This window comes from Streptomyces sp. YIM S03343 (assembly GCF_054729195.1).
Genome location: NZ_JBPUKX010000001.1, coordinates 7,523,755 through 7,537,817 on the forward strand (window position 1 = coordinate 7,523,755; position 14,063 = coordinate 7,537,817).

Sequence of the window (14,063 nt, forward strand, 5' to 3'; positions counted from 1 at the left end):
CACCGGCGGTGTACGAGACATGGGCGGCCGGAGCGCCGGGGGCCCGGACGAACAAGGAGAAGCAGTGAGCGTCACGGCAGCCAAGGGATTCACGGCGGCGGGTATCGCCGCCGGGATCAAGGAGAACGGCAACCCCGACCTGGCCCTCGTGGTCAACACCGGGCCGCGCCGCGCCGCCGCGGGCGTCTTCACCTCCAACCGAGTCAAGGCCGCCCCCGTGCTGTGGTCCGAACAGGTCCTCAAGACCGGTGAGTTGTCCGCGGTCGTCCTCAACTCCGGCGGGGCCAACGCCTGTACGGGTCCCAAGGGCTTCCAGGACGCCCACGCCACCGCCGAGAAGGCCGCCGACGTCCTCGGCACGGGCGCCAGCGAGGTCGCCGTCTGCTCCACCGGGCTCATCGGCGTGCTGCTCCCGATGGACAAGCTGCTGCCGGGAATCGAGACCGCCGCCGCCCAACTCTCCGAGTACGGAGGCGAGAAGGCCGCCATCGCCATCAAGACCACCGACACCGTGCACAAGACGAGCGTCGTGACCGGGGACGGCTGGACGGTCGGCGGCATGGCCAAGGGCGCGGGCATGCTCGCCCCCGGCCTCGCCACCATGCTCGTCGTCCTCACCACCGACGCCGACGCCGACAGCGCCGTACTCGACCGGGCGCTGCGCGAGGCCACCCGCACCACCTTCGACCGCGTCGACTCCGACGGCTGCATGTCCACCAACGACACCGTGCTGCTGCTCGCCTCCGGCGCCTCCGAAATCACCCCCGACTACGCCGAGTTCGCGGAGGCCGTGCGCGCCGTCTGCGACGACCTCGGCCAGCAGCTCATCCGGGACGCCGAGGGCGCCAGCAAGGACATCAAGGTCGAGGTGATCAACGCCGCGACCGAGGACGACGCTGTCGAGGTGGGCCGCTCCATCGCCCGCAACAACCTCCTCAAGTGCGCCGTCCACGGCGAGGACCCCAACTGGGGCCGTGTCCTGTCCGCCATCGGCACCACACAGGCCGCCTTCGAGCCCGACCGGCTGGGCGTCGCCATCAACGGCGTCTGGGTGTGCAAGAACGGCGGCGTGGGCGAGGACCGAGAGAAGGTCGACATGCGCTACCGCGAGGTCCACATCTTGGCGGACCTCGCGGCAGGCAATGAGTCTGCGACGATCTGGACCAACGACCTCACGGCCGAATATGTCCACGAGAACAGCGCGTACTCGTCTTGACGTGCCCGCTTGGTTGTCGCGGGTCCTCGCCGTCGCCGACGAGGGTTCCTGTTTCATCGGCGACCGCTCGCCCCGGACGAGTCCGGGATGAGTCTTACATCGCCTCCGCAGGCCAACACCGCCCGCCCGGCGGCTGATCCGAAATTCTTCCGAAAGTCGGCTATGACGGTCAATCACTCAGAAGAGCGAAAGTTCCCGACCCGCAAGCACACCGCGCTCCCCAAGGCGCAGATCCTCATCGAGGCGCTGCCCTGGCTGGTCCGGCACAATGGGAAGACCGTCGTCATCAAGTTCGGCGGCAACGCCATGGTCGACGAGGAGCTGAAGGCCGCGTTCGCGCAGGACGTGGTGTTCCTGCACCACGCCGGGCTCAGGCCCGTCGTCGTGCACGGCGGCGGCCCCCAGATCAGCGCCGCCCTCGACCGGCACGGCATCGTCAGCGAGTTCAAGGCGGGCCTCAGGGTCACCACCGAGGACGCCATGGACGTCGTACGGATGGTGCTGGCCGGGCAGGTGCAGCGCGAACTGGTCGGGCTGCTCAACCGGCACGGCCCGCTCGCCGTCGGCCTCACCGGTGAGGACGCGCACACCATCTCCGCAACCCGCCATCTGCCCGAGATCGACGGCGAACCGGTCGACATCGGCCGCGTCGGCGAGATCACCGCCATCGACACCGGCGCGATCGAGGCACTGCTGGCCGACGGCCGCATCCCGGTCGTCTCGTCGATCGCACGCAGCGAGGACGACGGACATGTCTACAACGTCAATGCTGATACGGCTGCTGCGGCACTCGCTGCGGCGCTGGGTGCCGAGACCCTCATGGTCCTCACCGACGTGGAGGGCCTCTACGAGGACTGGCCGGACTCCGACGAGGTGATCAGCCGCCTCACCGCCGCCCAGCTGGAGAAACTGCTGCCGGACCTGTCCTCCGGCATGGTCCCGAAGATGGAGGGCTGTCTGCACGCCGTCCGGGGCGGGGTGCAGACCGCCCGGGTCATCGACGGCCGGGTGCAGCACTCGATCCTGCTGGAGATCTTCACCGACGAGGGCATCGGCACCATGGTCGTGCCCGACGAGACCGACGAGACCGACGAGACCGACGAGAACGAGGGGGATACGGAATGACCGGGACGACGGGGTCCGGGAACGCGGCGCTCACCCAGCGGTGGCAGGGCGCGCTGATGAACAACTACGGCACCCCCCGGCTGCCCCTGGTGCGCGGCGCGGGCGCCCGGCTGTGGGACGCCGACGGCACGGAGTACACCGATTTCGTCGGCGGTATCGCGGTCAACGCCCTCGGCCACGGCCACCCGGCCGTCGTCGAGGCGGTGACCCGGCAGATCTCATCCCTCGGCCATGTCTCCAACCTGTACGTCGCCGAGCCGCCCGTCGCCCTCGCCGAACGGCTCCTCCAGCTCTTCGGCCGGGACGGCAGGGTCTTCTTCTGCAACTCCGGCGCCGAGGCCAACGAGGGCGCCTTCAAGATCGGCCGGCTGACCGGGCGGCCGCACATGGTCGCCACCGAGGGCGGCTTCCACGGCCGTACGATGGGCGCCCTCGCGCTCACCGGCCAGCCCGGAAAACAGGACGGCTTCCACCCGCTGCCGGGTGATGTCACTCACGTCCCCTACGGCGACGCGCAGGCGCTGGCCGCCGCCGTGACCGAGGACACCGCCCTTGTGATCATCGAGCCGATCCAGGGCGAGAACGGTGTCGTCGTCCCGCCGCCCGGCTATCTCAAGGCGGCCCGCGCCATCACCGCCGCCACCGGGGCGCTGCTCGTGCTCGACGAGGTGCAGACCGGCGTCGGCCGCACCGGGCACTGGTTCGAGTACCAGGCCCATGACGGTGTACTGCCCGATGTCGTCACCCTGGCCAAGGGACTTGGCGGCGGCCTGCCGCTCGGCGCGACCGTCGCCTTCGGCCGGGCCGCCGAGCTGCTGAAGCCCGGCCAGCACGGGACGACCTTCGGCGGAAACCCCGTCGCCTGCGCCGCCGGACTTGCGGTGCTGGACACCATCGCGGGCGAGGGACTGCTCGACAACGTCAAGCGGCAGAGCGAAAAACTCCGCGAGGGCGTCGAGTCGCTGGGTCATCCTATGATCGGTCATGTCCGGGGTGCGGGCCTGCTCCTAGGTATCGTGCTCACCGGGCCGTATGCACCGCGGGTGCAGCAGGCGGCCCAGGAGGCCGGGTTCCTGGTGAACGCGCCCGCCCCCGACGTCGTACGGCTGATGCCGCCGCTGAACATCGGGGACGCGGAGGTGGACGCGTTCCTCGCAGCGCTGCCAGGCATCCTCGACGAGGCCGACGGGACGGATGATCCGGAGAGATGAGACGACGATGAGCCAGGCGCAGGACCAGGGGCACGCAGGAGTCGGCGGGCCGGTGCCGCAGACCCGTACCGCCCGCCACGGGCGGATCGTGGACATCCTCAACCGGCAGCCGGTGCGCTCGCAGAGCCAGCTGGCGAAGCTGCTCGCCGACGACGGGCTGCATGTCACGCAGGCGACGCTGTCCCGGGACCTCGACGAGCTGAACGCCGTGAAGATCCGTGACAACGACGGTGACCTGATCTACGCGGTGCCCAGTGAGGGCGGGTTCCGCACGCCTCGCGCTCCGCTGGGGGAGTCGGCGAAGGAGGAGCGGATGCGGCGGCTGTCGCAGGAGCTGCTGATCTCCGCCGAGGCCTCCGCGAACCTCGTCGTCCTGCGGACGCCGCCCGGTGCGGCCCAGTTCCTCGCCTCGTCGATCGACCAGGCGGAGCTTCAGGACATCCTGGGGACGATCGCCGGTGACGATACGTTGCTGCTGATCTCGCGGGACCCCGAGGGCGGGCAGGCTCTGGCGGACCACCTCCTCCGCCTGGCCCAGAACGGCCATTAGCCTGCGGCTCGCTGCGCGTTGCCGGGTGCGCCTGCCCTGTCCGTCGCCGGGTGCGGGCACGTCGTGGCTGGTCGCGCAGTTCCCCGCGCCCCTTGGGGTGGCTGGTGCCGGTTCTTCGGCTGCGGGGGCGTCGTGGCTGGTCGCGCAGTTCCCCGCGCCCCTGCGGAGCTGCAGTCACCGCCCGCCCCAGCCTGCGCGGCAGTCGTGCCGACCCAGCCTGCGGGCAGTCGTGCCGCTGCGGGGGTCCCCCCCTGCTCGAAGAGCTTGGGGGAGGCACGGGTGGGCGCAGGCGGCACCCTGGCAGCGCCGGTAAGCGTCTCCGCCCCCCGACCCGCACCAGGTCACCCCAGCCGCGCCGCCAAACCTCCCGTACACCGCACCTCGTCGCCCGCGGTGATCAGCAGTGCCTCCACCCCCGGCAGGGACTCCAGCCAGGTCAGCCCCTCCCGCGACCCCATCGCGAACGCAGCCGTCGCCCAGCAGTCGACGAACGTCAGCCGCGGCCCCACCACGGTCACCGCCACCAGATCCGTCACCGCGGATTTCCCCGTCCGGGGATCCACGATGTGCGCACCCCGCTCCGCCGTACCGGACGTGGCGACCGCCAGCTCGTCCACCCCCGCCGCCGAGATCACCGCCGCAAGACCGCCCGGGCGCAGGGGATCGGAGATCCCCACCCGCCACGGCCGATGCGGCTCCGGCGCGCCGATCATCTGCACATCGCCGCCGCCGTTCACACTCACCCCGGCCACCCCCACCGCGGCGATCAGCCGGGCCGCACGCTCCGCGGCCCAGCCCTTCACGATGCCGGTCGGGTCCGGGGTGCCCCGGTAGCGCGTGCTGAACCAGCCGTCGCTCGTCCGCTCCGCCTCCGCCGCCAGCTCGAACACCTCGGCGACCTCGGGATCGCACTCCTCCAGGGTCAGCTCACCGCGCGCGAGACGGGAGATCTGACTGCCGTCGCGATAGGTGCTGAACACCTCGTTGACCCGGTGCAGCCCGGCCACCGCCTCGGCCAGCGCTTCCCGTACGGCCCCGGGCTCTCCGCCGCGCACGTCGAAGGAGAAGACCGTGCCCATGACCTCCTCGGCGTGCCGCAGCGCGACCGGCGCATCCTGCGATTCCGCCACGGGGTCAGCCACCGGCCTGATCCAGTGCCGACTGGAGGGACTGCTTGTAACCGCTGCTGGTGTACGTCGCGCCTGACACGGAGTCGATGGTAGCGCTGCCCGCCGCCACCGCTTCCTGGTTGAGCTTGGGTACCGACAGCGCGGTCTTCTGGTCGCTGAGTCCGCCCTTGGGTGCCTGGACCGCCTCGGCCTTGGTGATCTTCCCGTTGACGACGGTGATCCGGACCTGCACCGGCCCGTACTGCGTCTGCGCCACCTGCCCGGTGACCGTCTTCGCCGTCTGCGCCGCCCCACCGGACGAGCCGGATGAGCCGGATGAAGCGGAAGAACCAGACCCCCCGCCGGTCTTCACCTGGTCCAGCGCCGACTGCAACGACTTCTTGTACCCCCCGCTGGTGTACGTGGCCCCTGACACCGAGTCGATGGCCGCACTTCCCGCCGCCACCGCCTCCTGGTTGAGCTTGGGCACCGCCAGCGCGGTCTTCTGGTCGCTGAGTCCGCCCTTGGGCGCCTGGACCGCCTCCGCCTTGGTGATCTTCCCGTTCGCCACCGTGATCCGGACCTGCACCGGCCCGTACTCGGTCTGCGCCACCTGCCCGGTCACCGTCCTGGCCTGAGCCGACCCCGATGACCCCGATGAACCCGCGGACGAACCGGCAGACGCGCTCGCCTTCTTCATCTTGTCCAGCGCCGACTGCAAAGACTTCTTGTACCCCGCGCTGGTGTACGTCGCCCCGGACACGGAGTCGATGGACGCGCTCTGTGCCGTGACCGTCTCCTGGTTGAGCTTGGGCACCGAGAGCGCGGTCTTCTGGTCGCTGGTCCCGCCCTTGGGGGCCTGGACGGCCTCCGCCTTGGTGATCTTCCCGTTCGCCGCGGTGAGGCGGACCTGTACCGGGCCGTACTGGGTCTGGGCCGCATCGCCGGTGAACGCGCCGGTACCGGCCGAGGTGCCGCCCTGCGGCGACTCCTGCCCCGCCGCCGAGGCGGAGGCCGCACCGCCTGCCGCGGCGGCGGACGCCGGGTCCGTCGCCGGCTTCAGCGACAGCAGCAGCACGACGCCGGAGACGGTCGCGGCGCCGGCCAGTACGACCCGCCGGATGGGGTGGCTCTTCCTCATCGTTCCTGGGCTCCTGTCCCGTCGCTCACATCTCGAACGACTCGTGATGGATGCGGCGGGCGGGAACCCCCGCGCCGCGCAGTGCTTCGTAGACCGACTGCGCGAAACCGGCCGGCCCGCACATGAAGACGTCGTGGCGCTCGATCTCGGGGATCTTGCGCTGGAGGTTCTCCGCGGAGATGTCCGGGCGTTCACCGTCCGGGCTGTTGACCGCGTACATCAGCCGGGCCCCGCGCTCCTTGGCGATGGCCGCCAGCTCGTCCCACAGGGCCAGATCCTGGGTGCTGTTGGCCCGGTAGAGCAGGGTCAGGTCACCGGCGGAGCCGGGCAGCGTCTCGAACAGCGCCCGCATCGGTGTGATGCCGACACCGCCCGCGACCAGCAGCACCTTGCCGCGGCTGCGGCGGGACGCGGTCATCGCGCCGTAGGGGCCCTCGGCCCACACCCGGGTACCGGGACGCAGCTCGCGCAGCCGGCTGCTGTGGTCGCCGATCGCCTTGACCGTGATGCGCAGCATGTCCGGGCGGGGCGCGGCCGAGAGTGAGTACGGGTGGGAGCTGAAGCGCATCCCCGGGGCGAGGAACCGCCAGCGGAAGAACTGCCCCGCCTCGGCGCCCATCCGGTGCAGCTTGCGGCCCCCGATGAGCACCGACACGATGCCGGGGGTCTCCTCGATGACCGCCTCGACATGCATCCGGTGACGCAGGTTCAGCCGGATCGGGGTGAAGATGCGGTACCAGATCACCAGCAGGGTGACGGCGCCGTACAGGCCGTACCAGAAGGTCTTCGCCATGGGTTCCACGGCGAAGTCGTTACCGGTGGTGATCTGGTGCCAGAACGTCAGGAACACCGCCGCGTAGGTCATCAGATGCACGTGGTACCAGGTGTCGTACGGCATCCTGCGGCGCACCACACCGACCGAGGTCAGCCCGATGAGGACGAACAGGCCGGTGCCGACGGCCGCCTTGCCCATGTCCGGCAGCTGGTTGATCGAGTCGATCGTCTGCTGGACGATGTCCGAGAGCGACTTGCCCGCCTGGAGCGCATAGCCCCACATGGTGAGGAAGACGTGCGCGACGATCAGGCTGAGCGTGTAGCGGCCGCTCATCGCGTGCCAGCGGGCCACCCGGTCGGAGCCCACCCGCCGCTCCAGCGCGGGCACCCGGGCCATCTGGAGCACGACCAGCGCCATCAGATAGCCCGCCAGCAGACCGGTGATCCGGCCCGCGTTGAGGATCTTCCCGCTGGTGTCCGCGATGGATGGGGTGTTGTGCCACCACAGCCACAGCACGGCCGCCGCGCCCGCCCATACGGCGAGCAGCAGCGGGACGGCCGGGGAGCGGCGCGGGCGGATGCGGCGCATCGTCTGGCGGCGGGCGGCACGGCCGCCTGCGAGCGTGGTGGTCACGGTTCCTCCGTGGGACTCGGCCCTTGGCCCACAGATACGTGCCGTGCCCGCCGAGCGTTCAGCGCCCCGCGCCGCCTTCCGCTGTCAACTCCCCTTGCTCACAGGCCCGCCGAGTCCAGTGCCGACTGGAGGGACTGCTTGTAGCCGTCGCTGGTGTACGTCGCCCCTGACACATTGTCGATGTTCGCGCTCTGCGCGCTGAGCGCCTCGCTGCGCAACTGGGGGATGGCGTAGGAGTTGATCTCCTGGTCGCGCGGGTTGTCCGAGGGGTAGGACAGCGCGGTCACGTCGGTGATCTTGCCGCTCTTCACGGTGATCCGGACCTGGACCGGGCCCCAGCGGGTCTGCACCGTGTCACCGGTGTATTTCTTGCTGCCGCTGGTCGACGAGCTGCCGCTGGAGCTGCCGCTGGAGCTTCCCGAACTGTTGGACGGGTCGGGGGCCGCCGACGAACTGCTCTGCGGCGCGGACGACGACGAGGAGCCGACGGCTATGCCCTCACTGGCGTGCGGCTTCAGCGACAGCAGCATCACCATGCCGGACACGGTGGCGGCGCTCGCCAGCACGACACGGCGCAGGGTGCGGTTCTTCTTCAACGCGTGCACAACAGCCTCACAGCTCGAACGACTCGTGGTGGATACAGCGGTCCGGCACGCCCGCGGCGTGCAGCGCCTCGTACAGGTTCTGGGCGAAGGCGTGCGGACCGCAGATGTACACGTCGTGCTCGGCCAGATCGGGGAAGGTCGCCAGCAGCGACCTGCCGGACAGATCGGGGCGCTTGCCGCGTCCGTCGTTCAGGGCGTACATCACCTTCGCCCCGCGCCAGCGCGCGACGGCCTCCAGCTCCGCGCCCAGCGCCAGGTCCGCGGCGCTGTGCGCCCGGTAGAGCAGGGTGACCTCGCCCGGCAGCGTCTCGAACAGCGCCCGCATCGGGGAGATACCGACACCGGCGGCGATCAGCAGCGACTTGTACGAGCTCTGCCGGTCGGCGGTCATCGCGCCGTACGGGCCCTCCGCCCACACGCGGGTGCCCGGCCGCAGCAGCGACACGGCGGCGCTGTGGTCGCCGAGCGCCTTGACGGTGACGCGCAGCAGATCCTTGCGGGGCGGCGCGGACAGCGAGTACGGCGTCGACGTCCAGGCCAGGCCCTGGCTGAGGAACCGCCAGCGGAAGAACTGCCCGGACTCCGCGCCCATCTCGTCCAGATGCCGGCCCCGCATCACGACCGAGTACACACCCGGCGACTCCTTGTGGACCGACTCCACCTGCAGCCGGTGACGCAGGTTCAGCCGCACCGGGGTGAGGATCCGGTACCACAGGACCAGGGCGGCGACGCCGAGGTACAGCGCGTACCAGGCGGCGGTGGCGACGGGGTGGCCGTTGAAGTCGTTGCCCAGGACGAGCTGGTGGCTGAAGGCCAGGAAGACCGCGGCGTAGGTGAGGAGATGGACGTAGTACCAGAACTCGTAGCTGAGCTTGCGGCGCGCGGCCCGCATGGACGTGATGCCGACCGCGAACAGGATGATCGTGCCGATCGTGGTCTTGAGCATCTCCGGATAGTCGGTGACCACCGTCACGGTCTCGTGCCACAGGGTGGCGTGGTCCTGGGCGGCGTACCCGAGGAGGATCAGCGTGACATGCGCGACCAGCAGACAGATCGTGTAGCGGCCCGCCATCGCGTGCCAGCGCGCCACCCGGTCGGAGCCTATCCGCCGTTCCAGCAGCGGCACCCGGGCCATCAGACCCACCAGCACCGCGCAGGCGTATCCGGTCAGCAGACCGGCCATCCGCCCGGCCCCGGTCAGCCAGCCGGCCGCCCCGACCACCGAATCGGTGTTCACCCACCACATACCGACCACGGCCGCCGCGCCCGCCCACAGCACGGCGAGCAGCGGGACCGCGGGGGAGCTGCGGGGCCCGGTTGTCACAGGTGGTGCCGTCCTCCGCTCGTACACGGCGGTCATGGGCTGGGTCCTTTCCTCGGTCAGGTCTGCAACTGTGGCGCCGCTACTTCTGAGGTTTCTCTGAGCCGGGGTCGGGCCTCGGGCCTGTCGTGACATTCCAGTGACATTCCAGGGGGCGCGCGACGCCTGCACGGCCTTTCGTCGCGTCGCCGGATCACCCGGGTACGTCTCGGTACGCCGGTCGTCCGCGGCCTCCCGAGTCACCGCACCGGACGCCGCTTCTGAGGTTTCTCTGAGCCGGGGCCCGGCCCCAGGCCTGTCGTGACATTCCAGTGACATTCCAGGGGGCACGCGACGCCTGCACGACCTTTCGCTGGGTCGCCGGATCACCCGGGTACCTCCCGGTACGTCGGCCGTCCGCCACGTCCCGAGCCACCGCACCGGACGCCGCGCGCCGATCCGGCGCCCATGCCGGACTCGCACCCGCGGACGGACCGGCCCCCGCGGACGGACCGGCCCCAGAGGACTCAGAGGGAACTCAGAGCGTTCCGAGACGCTTCGTCGGCGCGCGAGGGAGCATCCTGGTAGGGCCATGAACACCACCCGCTCCGGAAGACCCGCCCTCACCCGCCCCGACGGCTCCGCCCTGCGCGTCCTCGTCGTCGACGACGACCCCGACCTCGCCGAGGTCCTCTCCGGCGCCCTGCGCTACGAGGGCTGGGAGGTCCGCACGGCGGGCGACGGCGCCGCCGCCCTCGCCGAGGCGCGCGAGCTGCTCCCCGACGCCGTCGTCCTCGACGTGATGCTCCCCGACACCGACGGCTTCGCCGTGCTGCGCACCCTGCACTCCGTGAAGCCCGATGTGTGCGTGCTCTTCCTCACGGCCCGCGACGCCGTGGAGGACCGCATCGCCGGCATCACCGCGGGCGGCGACGACTACGTCACCAAACCCTTCAGCCTGGAGGAGGTCGTCGCCCGGCTGCGCGGGCTGCTGCGCCGCGCCGGCATGGCACGGCAGCAGGAGGAGGGCCCGCGGATGGTCGTGGGCGACCTCGTCATGGACGAGGAGGCCCGCGAGGTCACCCGCGGCAGCGAGCTGATCGAGCTGTCGCCCACCGAGTTCGAACTCCTGCGCTTCCTGATGCGCAACCCGCGGCGCGTGCTCAGCAAGGCGCAGATCCTCGACCGGGTGTGGTCCTACGACTTCGGCGGCCAGGCCCATGTCGTGGAGCTGTACATCTCCTATCTGCGCAAGAAGGTGGACGCGGGCCGCGAACCCATGATCCACACGGTGCGCGGAGCGGGATACGTGCTCAAGCCGGTGAGCCGGTGAAGGCGGCGGCACGGGCCGTCGGACGCCGCATACGGAAGGTGCCCGGGGCCGTCGCGAGCGGGGCGTCGAAGCTGCCCCGGCCGCGCACCCTGCGGGCCAGACTGATCGCCGGGCTCGTCGTGCTGCTCGCCATCAGCTGCGCCGCGGTCGGCGGGGCCGCGGTGCTGGAACTCGGCGGGTTCCTCACCAGCCGGCTCGACCAGCAGCTGACCGAGGTCGGTACCCGGCTCCCGGCCAGCCTGGAGCACAAGCAGCCGCGCAACGACCACGACGGCGACGAGCACGGCGACACCCGCCGCCAGGGCACGGGCACCTTCGGCGCCCGGGTGGTCGGCGACACCGTCACCCACGCGGCCGTCGTGCCCTCCGGACGCGACTCGGCGTATCTGCGCAACGTGCCCCTCACCGAGCGGGACCGCAGACAGCTCGTCGCCGTCCCCGCCGACGGCCGGGGCCACAGCGTGGAACTCTCCAGCCTGGACTCCTACCGAGTCATGGCCACCCAGGGCCGCGACGGCGACGTCCTGATCACCGGTCTGCCCCTCGAACCGGTCGAGGCCGCCGTGCACCGCCTGCTGCTGGTCGCCGCGATCGTCTTCGGCGCCGCCCTCGCCATCACCGGCGTCGCGGGCGCCCTGTGGGTACGGCTGTCCCTGCGCCCGCTCCAGCGGGTCGCGGCGACCGCCACCCGGGTCAGCGAACTTCCGCTGGCCAGCGGCGAGGTCGCGCTGCCCTCCCGCGCCCCCGGGGCCGACCCCCGCACCGAGGTGGGGCAGGTGGCGGGCGCCTTCAACCGGATGCTCGGGCATGTCGAGGACGCGCTGACCAAACGGCACGCCTCCGAGGAACGGCTGCGCCGCTTCGCCGCCGACGCCAGCCACGAGCTGCGCACCCCTGTCGCCTCGGTGCGCGGCCACGCCGAACTCGCCCTGCTGCACCCCGGCCAGGTGCCGCCCAAGGTGAACCGGGCCCTGGAGCGCATCGCCGCCGAGTCCGCCCGGATGGGTGAGATGGTCGACGAGATGCTGCTGCTGGCCCGACTCGACGCCGGGCGCCCCCTGGAACGCCTCCCCGTCGACCTCACCCGGCTCGTCCTGGACGCGGTGACCGACGCGCGCGCCGCGGGCCCCGGGCACCGCTGGGCGCTGGAGCTGGCCGAGGAGCCGGTGACCGTCACCGGCGACGCGCACCGCCTCCAGCAGGTGCTGGCCAACCTGCTGGCCAACGCCCGGCTGCACACGCCCGCCGGGACCACGGTGACGGCGGCTCTGGAGATCGAGGGCAGGACCGTCGCCCTCACCGTGCACGACGACGGGCCCGGCGTCCCGGAGGACGTGCAGCCCGGCGTGTTCGAGCGCTTCACCCGTGCCGACCGCCGCCGCACGGAGGCGTCCGGCGGCGGCGCGGGCCTCGGCCTGTCGATCGTGGCGGCGGTGACGGAGGCCCACGGCGGCAGCGTGGGCCTGGAGAGCAAGCCGGGCTCGACGACGTTCACGGTACGGCTGCCGGTGGCCGACACGGGGCCAAGCTCCTAGGGGTGCTGGTGGGCGCCTCGTAGGCGCTGAGCGGCCCCGGCGAAGTCGACTGCGGTTCGGCAACTCCCCAGGGGCGCGGGGAACTGCGCGACCAGCCACAACGGACCCGCAGACGATCGACGGCCGACAGCCCATCGCGGCACTTCCCGCGGAGCACTCAGTACCGGAGGATCGCCGTCGCCCCGCCCCTCGTGCCGATGGCGATGTGCGGGGCGCGTGCCGGGTCGGCCCACGCCAGGATGCGGCGCATCGCCGTCTTCGGCACCGACACACAACCGGCCGTCGCCCCGCGCCCGTTGACGTGCAGGAAGATCCCCGCGCCCCGGCCGCGCACCGGGTGGTCGTAGTTGAAGCCGATGACCAGCGCGTGCGCGTACTGCGCCGGATAGGTGACGAGGTGCTCCGCCTCGGAGGCCCGGCAGTCGGAGGGGCGGGGCTCCCTCCAGCGGTTGTAGGAGCGGGAGCCGTTGTCCTGGCACCACCAGGAGTTCTGGTGGACCCGCCGGTAGAGGTGGGCGGTGCCGGGCGGCGGCGCCTCGATGCCGAAGGCGAACGGAAGGCCGTACAGCCCGGTCGGTGTGGTGTTCGTGCCCTGGGCGCGCGAGTCGCCCTCGACGAGGCCGTTCGCCCCGAACCGCGCCGCGGCGGAGCCGGCCCGCGTCCAGCGGCCGTCGCGCAGGTCCCACCAGGTGACGGTGCCGGTCCTGGCGCGCGTCCCGGACGCCTCGGCGGTGATCAGCTGGCTGCCGCCGCCGGTGTCCGCGAGCAGGGCGGGCAGCGGAAGCGGCGGCCCGCCCCGCGGTGCGCCCGGTGACCCGCCCGCGGGCGCCGCGGCGAGCGTGAGCAGGGACAGGGAGGCAAGGGCGGCAAGGGCAGCGGGACGTGGGGCACCGGGTTGCATGCTTCAGAAGCTAGACGGAGGCAGCGGCAACGGCAGCCCGGGTAGTCCGTCCAGGCTCGTCGCCACGTGCTCCTTCTTGGTGAAGTACTCGCTGAGCGAGGCGTCGTCCTCGCGCGCGAACCGCTTGCCGTGCAGGTCGCGGTCCTCGTCGTACGTCATGAAGGGCACCGCGTACCCGCAGGTGTCCCGGACGAGTTCGGCCATGACGACGATGACGGCCCGCAGGCCGTGCTGGGCGGGGTCGATGCCGGGGAAGCGGCTGAGGAGCTCCGGGAAGCGCGGGTCGTCGCGGAAGACCGGCTCGCCCCGGCCGTGGACGCGCACGATGTTCGGCGGGCCCTCGAAGGCGCACCACATCAGGGTGATCCGCCCGTTCTCCCGCAGATGGGCGATCGTCTCGGCGTTCGACCCGGCGAAATCCAGGTAGGCCACGGTGTGTTCGTCCAGCACGGTGAAGGAGCCGCGCAGGCCCTTGGGGGAGAGGTTGACGGTGCCGTCGCCGGACAGCGGGGCGGTCGCGGTGAAGAAGAGGGGCTGCGACTCGATGAACGTACGGAGTCTGCCCTCGATGCGTTCGTAGGTCTTTCCCATGTCACCGGATTATCGGCGGCTTTCGTTCGGCTGTCTAA

13 protein-coding genes are annotated in these 14,063 nt (G+C 71.4%); 6 read left to right on the top strand and 7 right to left on the bottom strand.

Annotated features, from left to right (window positions below):
• Positions 1-64: 64 nt before the first annotated feature.
• From argJ to ACSYGN_RS33240, 4 genes are all read left to right on the top strand, one after another.
• Positions 65-1,216 (top strand): bifunctional glutamate N-acetyltransferase/amino-acid acetyltransferase ArgJ, encoded by a 1,152-nt coding sequence (argJ, locus tag ACSYGN_RS33225; RefSeq protein WP_460402237.1) that lies wholly within the window; start codon positions 65-67, stop codon positions 1,214-1,216.
• Positions 1,217-1,378: 162 nt separating this feature from the next.
• On the top strand, positions 1,379-2,341 hold the full coding sequence (gene argB, locus ACSYGN_RS33230; RefSeq protein ID WP_460402239.1) for an acetylglutamate kinase: 963 nt from the start codon (positions 1,379-1,381) through the stop codon (positions 2,339-2,341).
• The gene (locus tag ACSYGN_RS33235) at positions 2,338-3,552 is read left to right on the top strand and encodes an acetylornithine transaminase (RefSeq protein ID WP_460402241.1); all 1,215 of its coding nucleotides are present in this window, start codon (positions 2,338-2,340) and stop codon (positions 3,550-3,552) included. Before argB ends, ACSYGN_RS33235 begins: the two co-directional genes overlap by 4 nt.
• Positions 3,553-3,559: 7 nt before the next feature.
• Complete coding sequence (locus ACSYGN_RS33240; protein ID WP_460402243.1) at positions 3,560-4,102, top strand: arginine repressor; 543 nt, start codon at positions 3,560-3,562, stop codon at positions 4,100-4,102.
• Positions 4,103-4,443: 341 nt separating this feature from the next.
• Here the strand turns inward: ACSYGN_RS33240 and ACSYGN_RS33245 are convergent, their stop codons facing one another.
• The 5 genes from ACSYGN_RS33245 to ACSYGN_RS33265 form a co-directional block, all read right to left on the bottom strand.
• Positions 4,444-5,244: an FAD:protein FMN transferase gene (locus ACSYGN_RS33245; protein WP_460402245.1), complete on the bottom strand. Its 801-nt coding sequence runs from the start codon at positions 5,242-5,244 to the stop codon at positions 4,444-4,446.
• The gene (locus tag ACSYGN_RS33250) at positions 5,237-6,352 is read right to left on the bottom strand and encodes an FMN-binding protein (RefSeq protein ID WP_460402247.1); all 1,116 of its coding nucleotides are present in this window, start codon (positions 6,350-6,352) and stop codon (positions 5,237-5,239) included. The genes ACSYGN_RS33245 and ACSYGN_RS33250 overlap by 8 nt, the downstream gene beginning before the upstream one ends.
• 25 nt (positions 6,353-6,377) lie before the next feature.
• Positions 6,378-7,760 (bottom strand): ferredoxin reductase family protein, encoded by a 1,383-nt coding sequence (locus ACSYGN_RS33255; RefSeq protein ID WP_460402249.1) that lies wholly within the window; start codon positions 7,758-7,760, stop codon positions 6,378-6,380.
• A gap of 98 nt (positions 7,761-7,858) precedes the next feature.
• On the bottom strand, positions 7,859-8,365 hold the full coding sequence (locus ACSYGN_RS33260) for an FMN-binding protein (RefSeq protein ID WP_460402251.1): 507 nt from the start codon (positions 8,363-8,365) through the stop codon (positions 7,859-7,861).
• A gap of 7 nt (positions 8,366-8,372) precedes the next feature.
• Positions 8,373-9,725 (bottom strand): ferredoxin reductase family protein, encoded by a 1,353-nt coding sequence (locus ACSYGN_RS33265; RefSeq protein ID WP_460402253.1) that lies wholly within the window; start codon positions 9,723-9,725, stop codon positions 8,373-8,375.
• 532 nt (positions 9,726-10,257) lie between these two features.
• Here ACSYGN_RS33265 and ACSYGN_RS33270 point away from each other — a divergent pair.
• Positions 10,258-10,998, top strand: a complete 741-nt coding sequence (locus ACSYGN_RS33270) for a response regulator transcription factor (RefSeq protein WP_460402255.1) — start codon at positions 10,258-10,260, stop codon at positions 10,996-10,998.
• A gap of 38 nt (positions 10,999-11,036) precedes the next feature.
• Positions 11,037-12,533, top strand: a complete 1,497-nt coding sequence (locus ACSYGN_RS33275) for a sensor histidine kinase (protein WP_460402257.1) — start codon at positions 11,037-11,039, stop codon at positions 12,531-12,533.
• A gap of 157 nt (positions 12,534-12,690) precedes the next feature.
• Here ACSYGN_RS33275 and ACSYGN_RS33280 read toward each other — a convergent pair whose 3' ends face one another.
• Positions 12,691-13,434: a L,D-transpeptidase family protein gene (locus tag ACSYGN_RS33280; RefSeq protein WP_460402259.1), complete on the bottom strand. Its 744-nt coding sequence runs from the start codon at positions 13,432-13,434 to the stop codon at positions 12,691-12,693.
• A gap of 3 nt (positions 13,435-13,437) precedes the next feature.
• Positions 13,438-14,025, bottom strand: coding sequence for a pyridoxamine 5'-phosphate oxidase family protein (locus ACSYGN_RS33285; RefSeq protein ID WP_460402261.1), 588 nt, complete (start codon positions 14,023-14,025; stop codon positions 13,438-13,440).
• Positions 14,026-14,063: the final 38 nt, after the last annotated feature.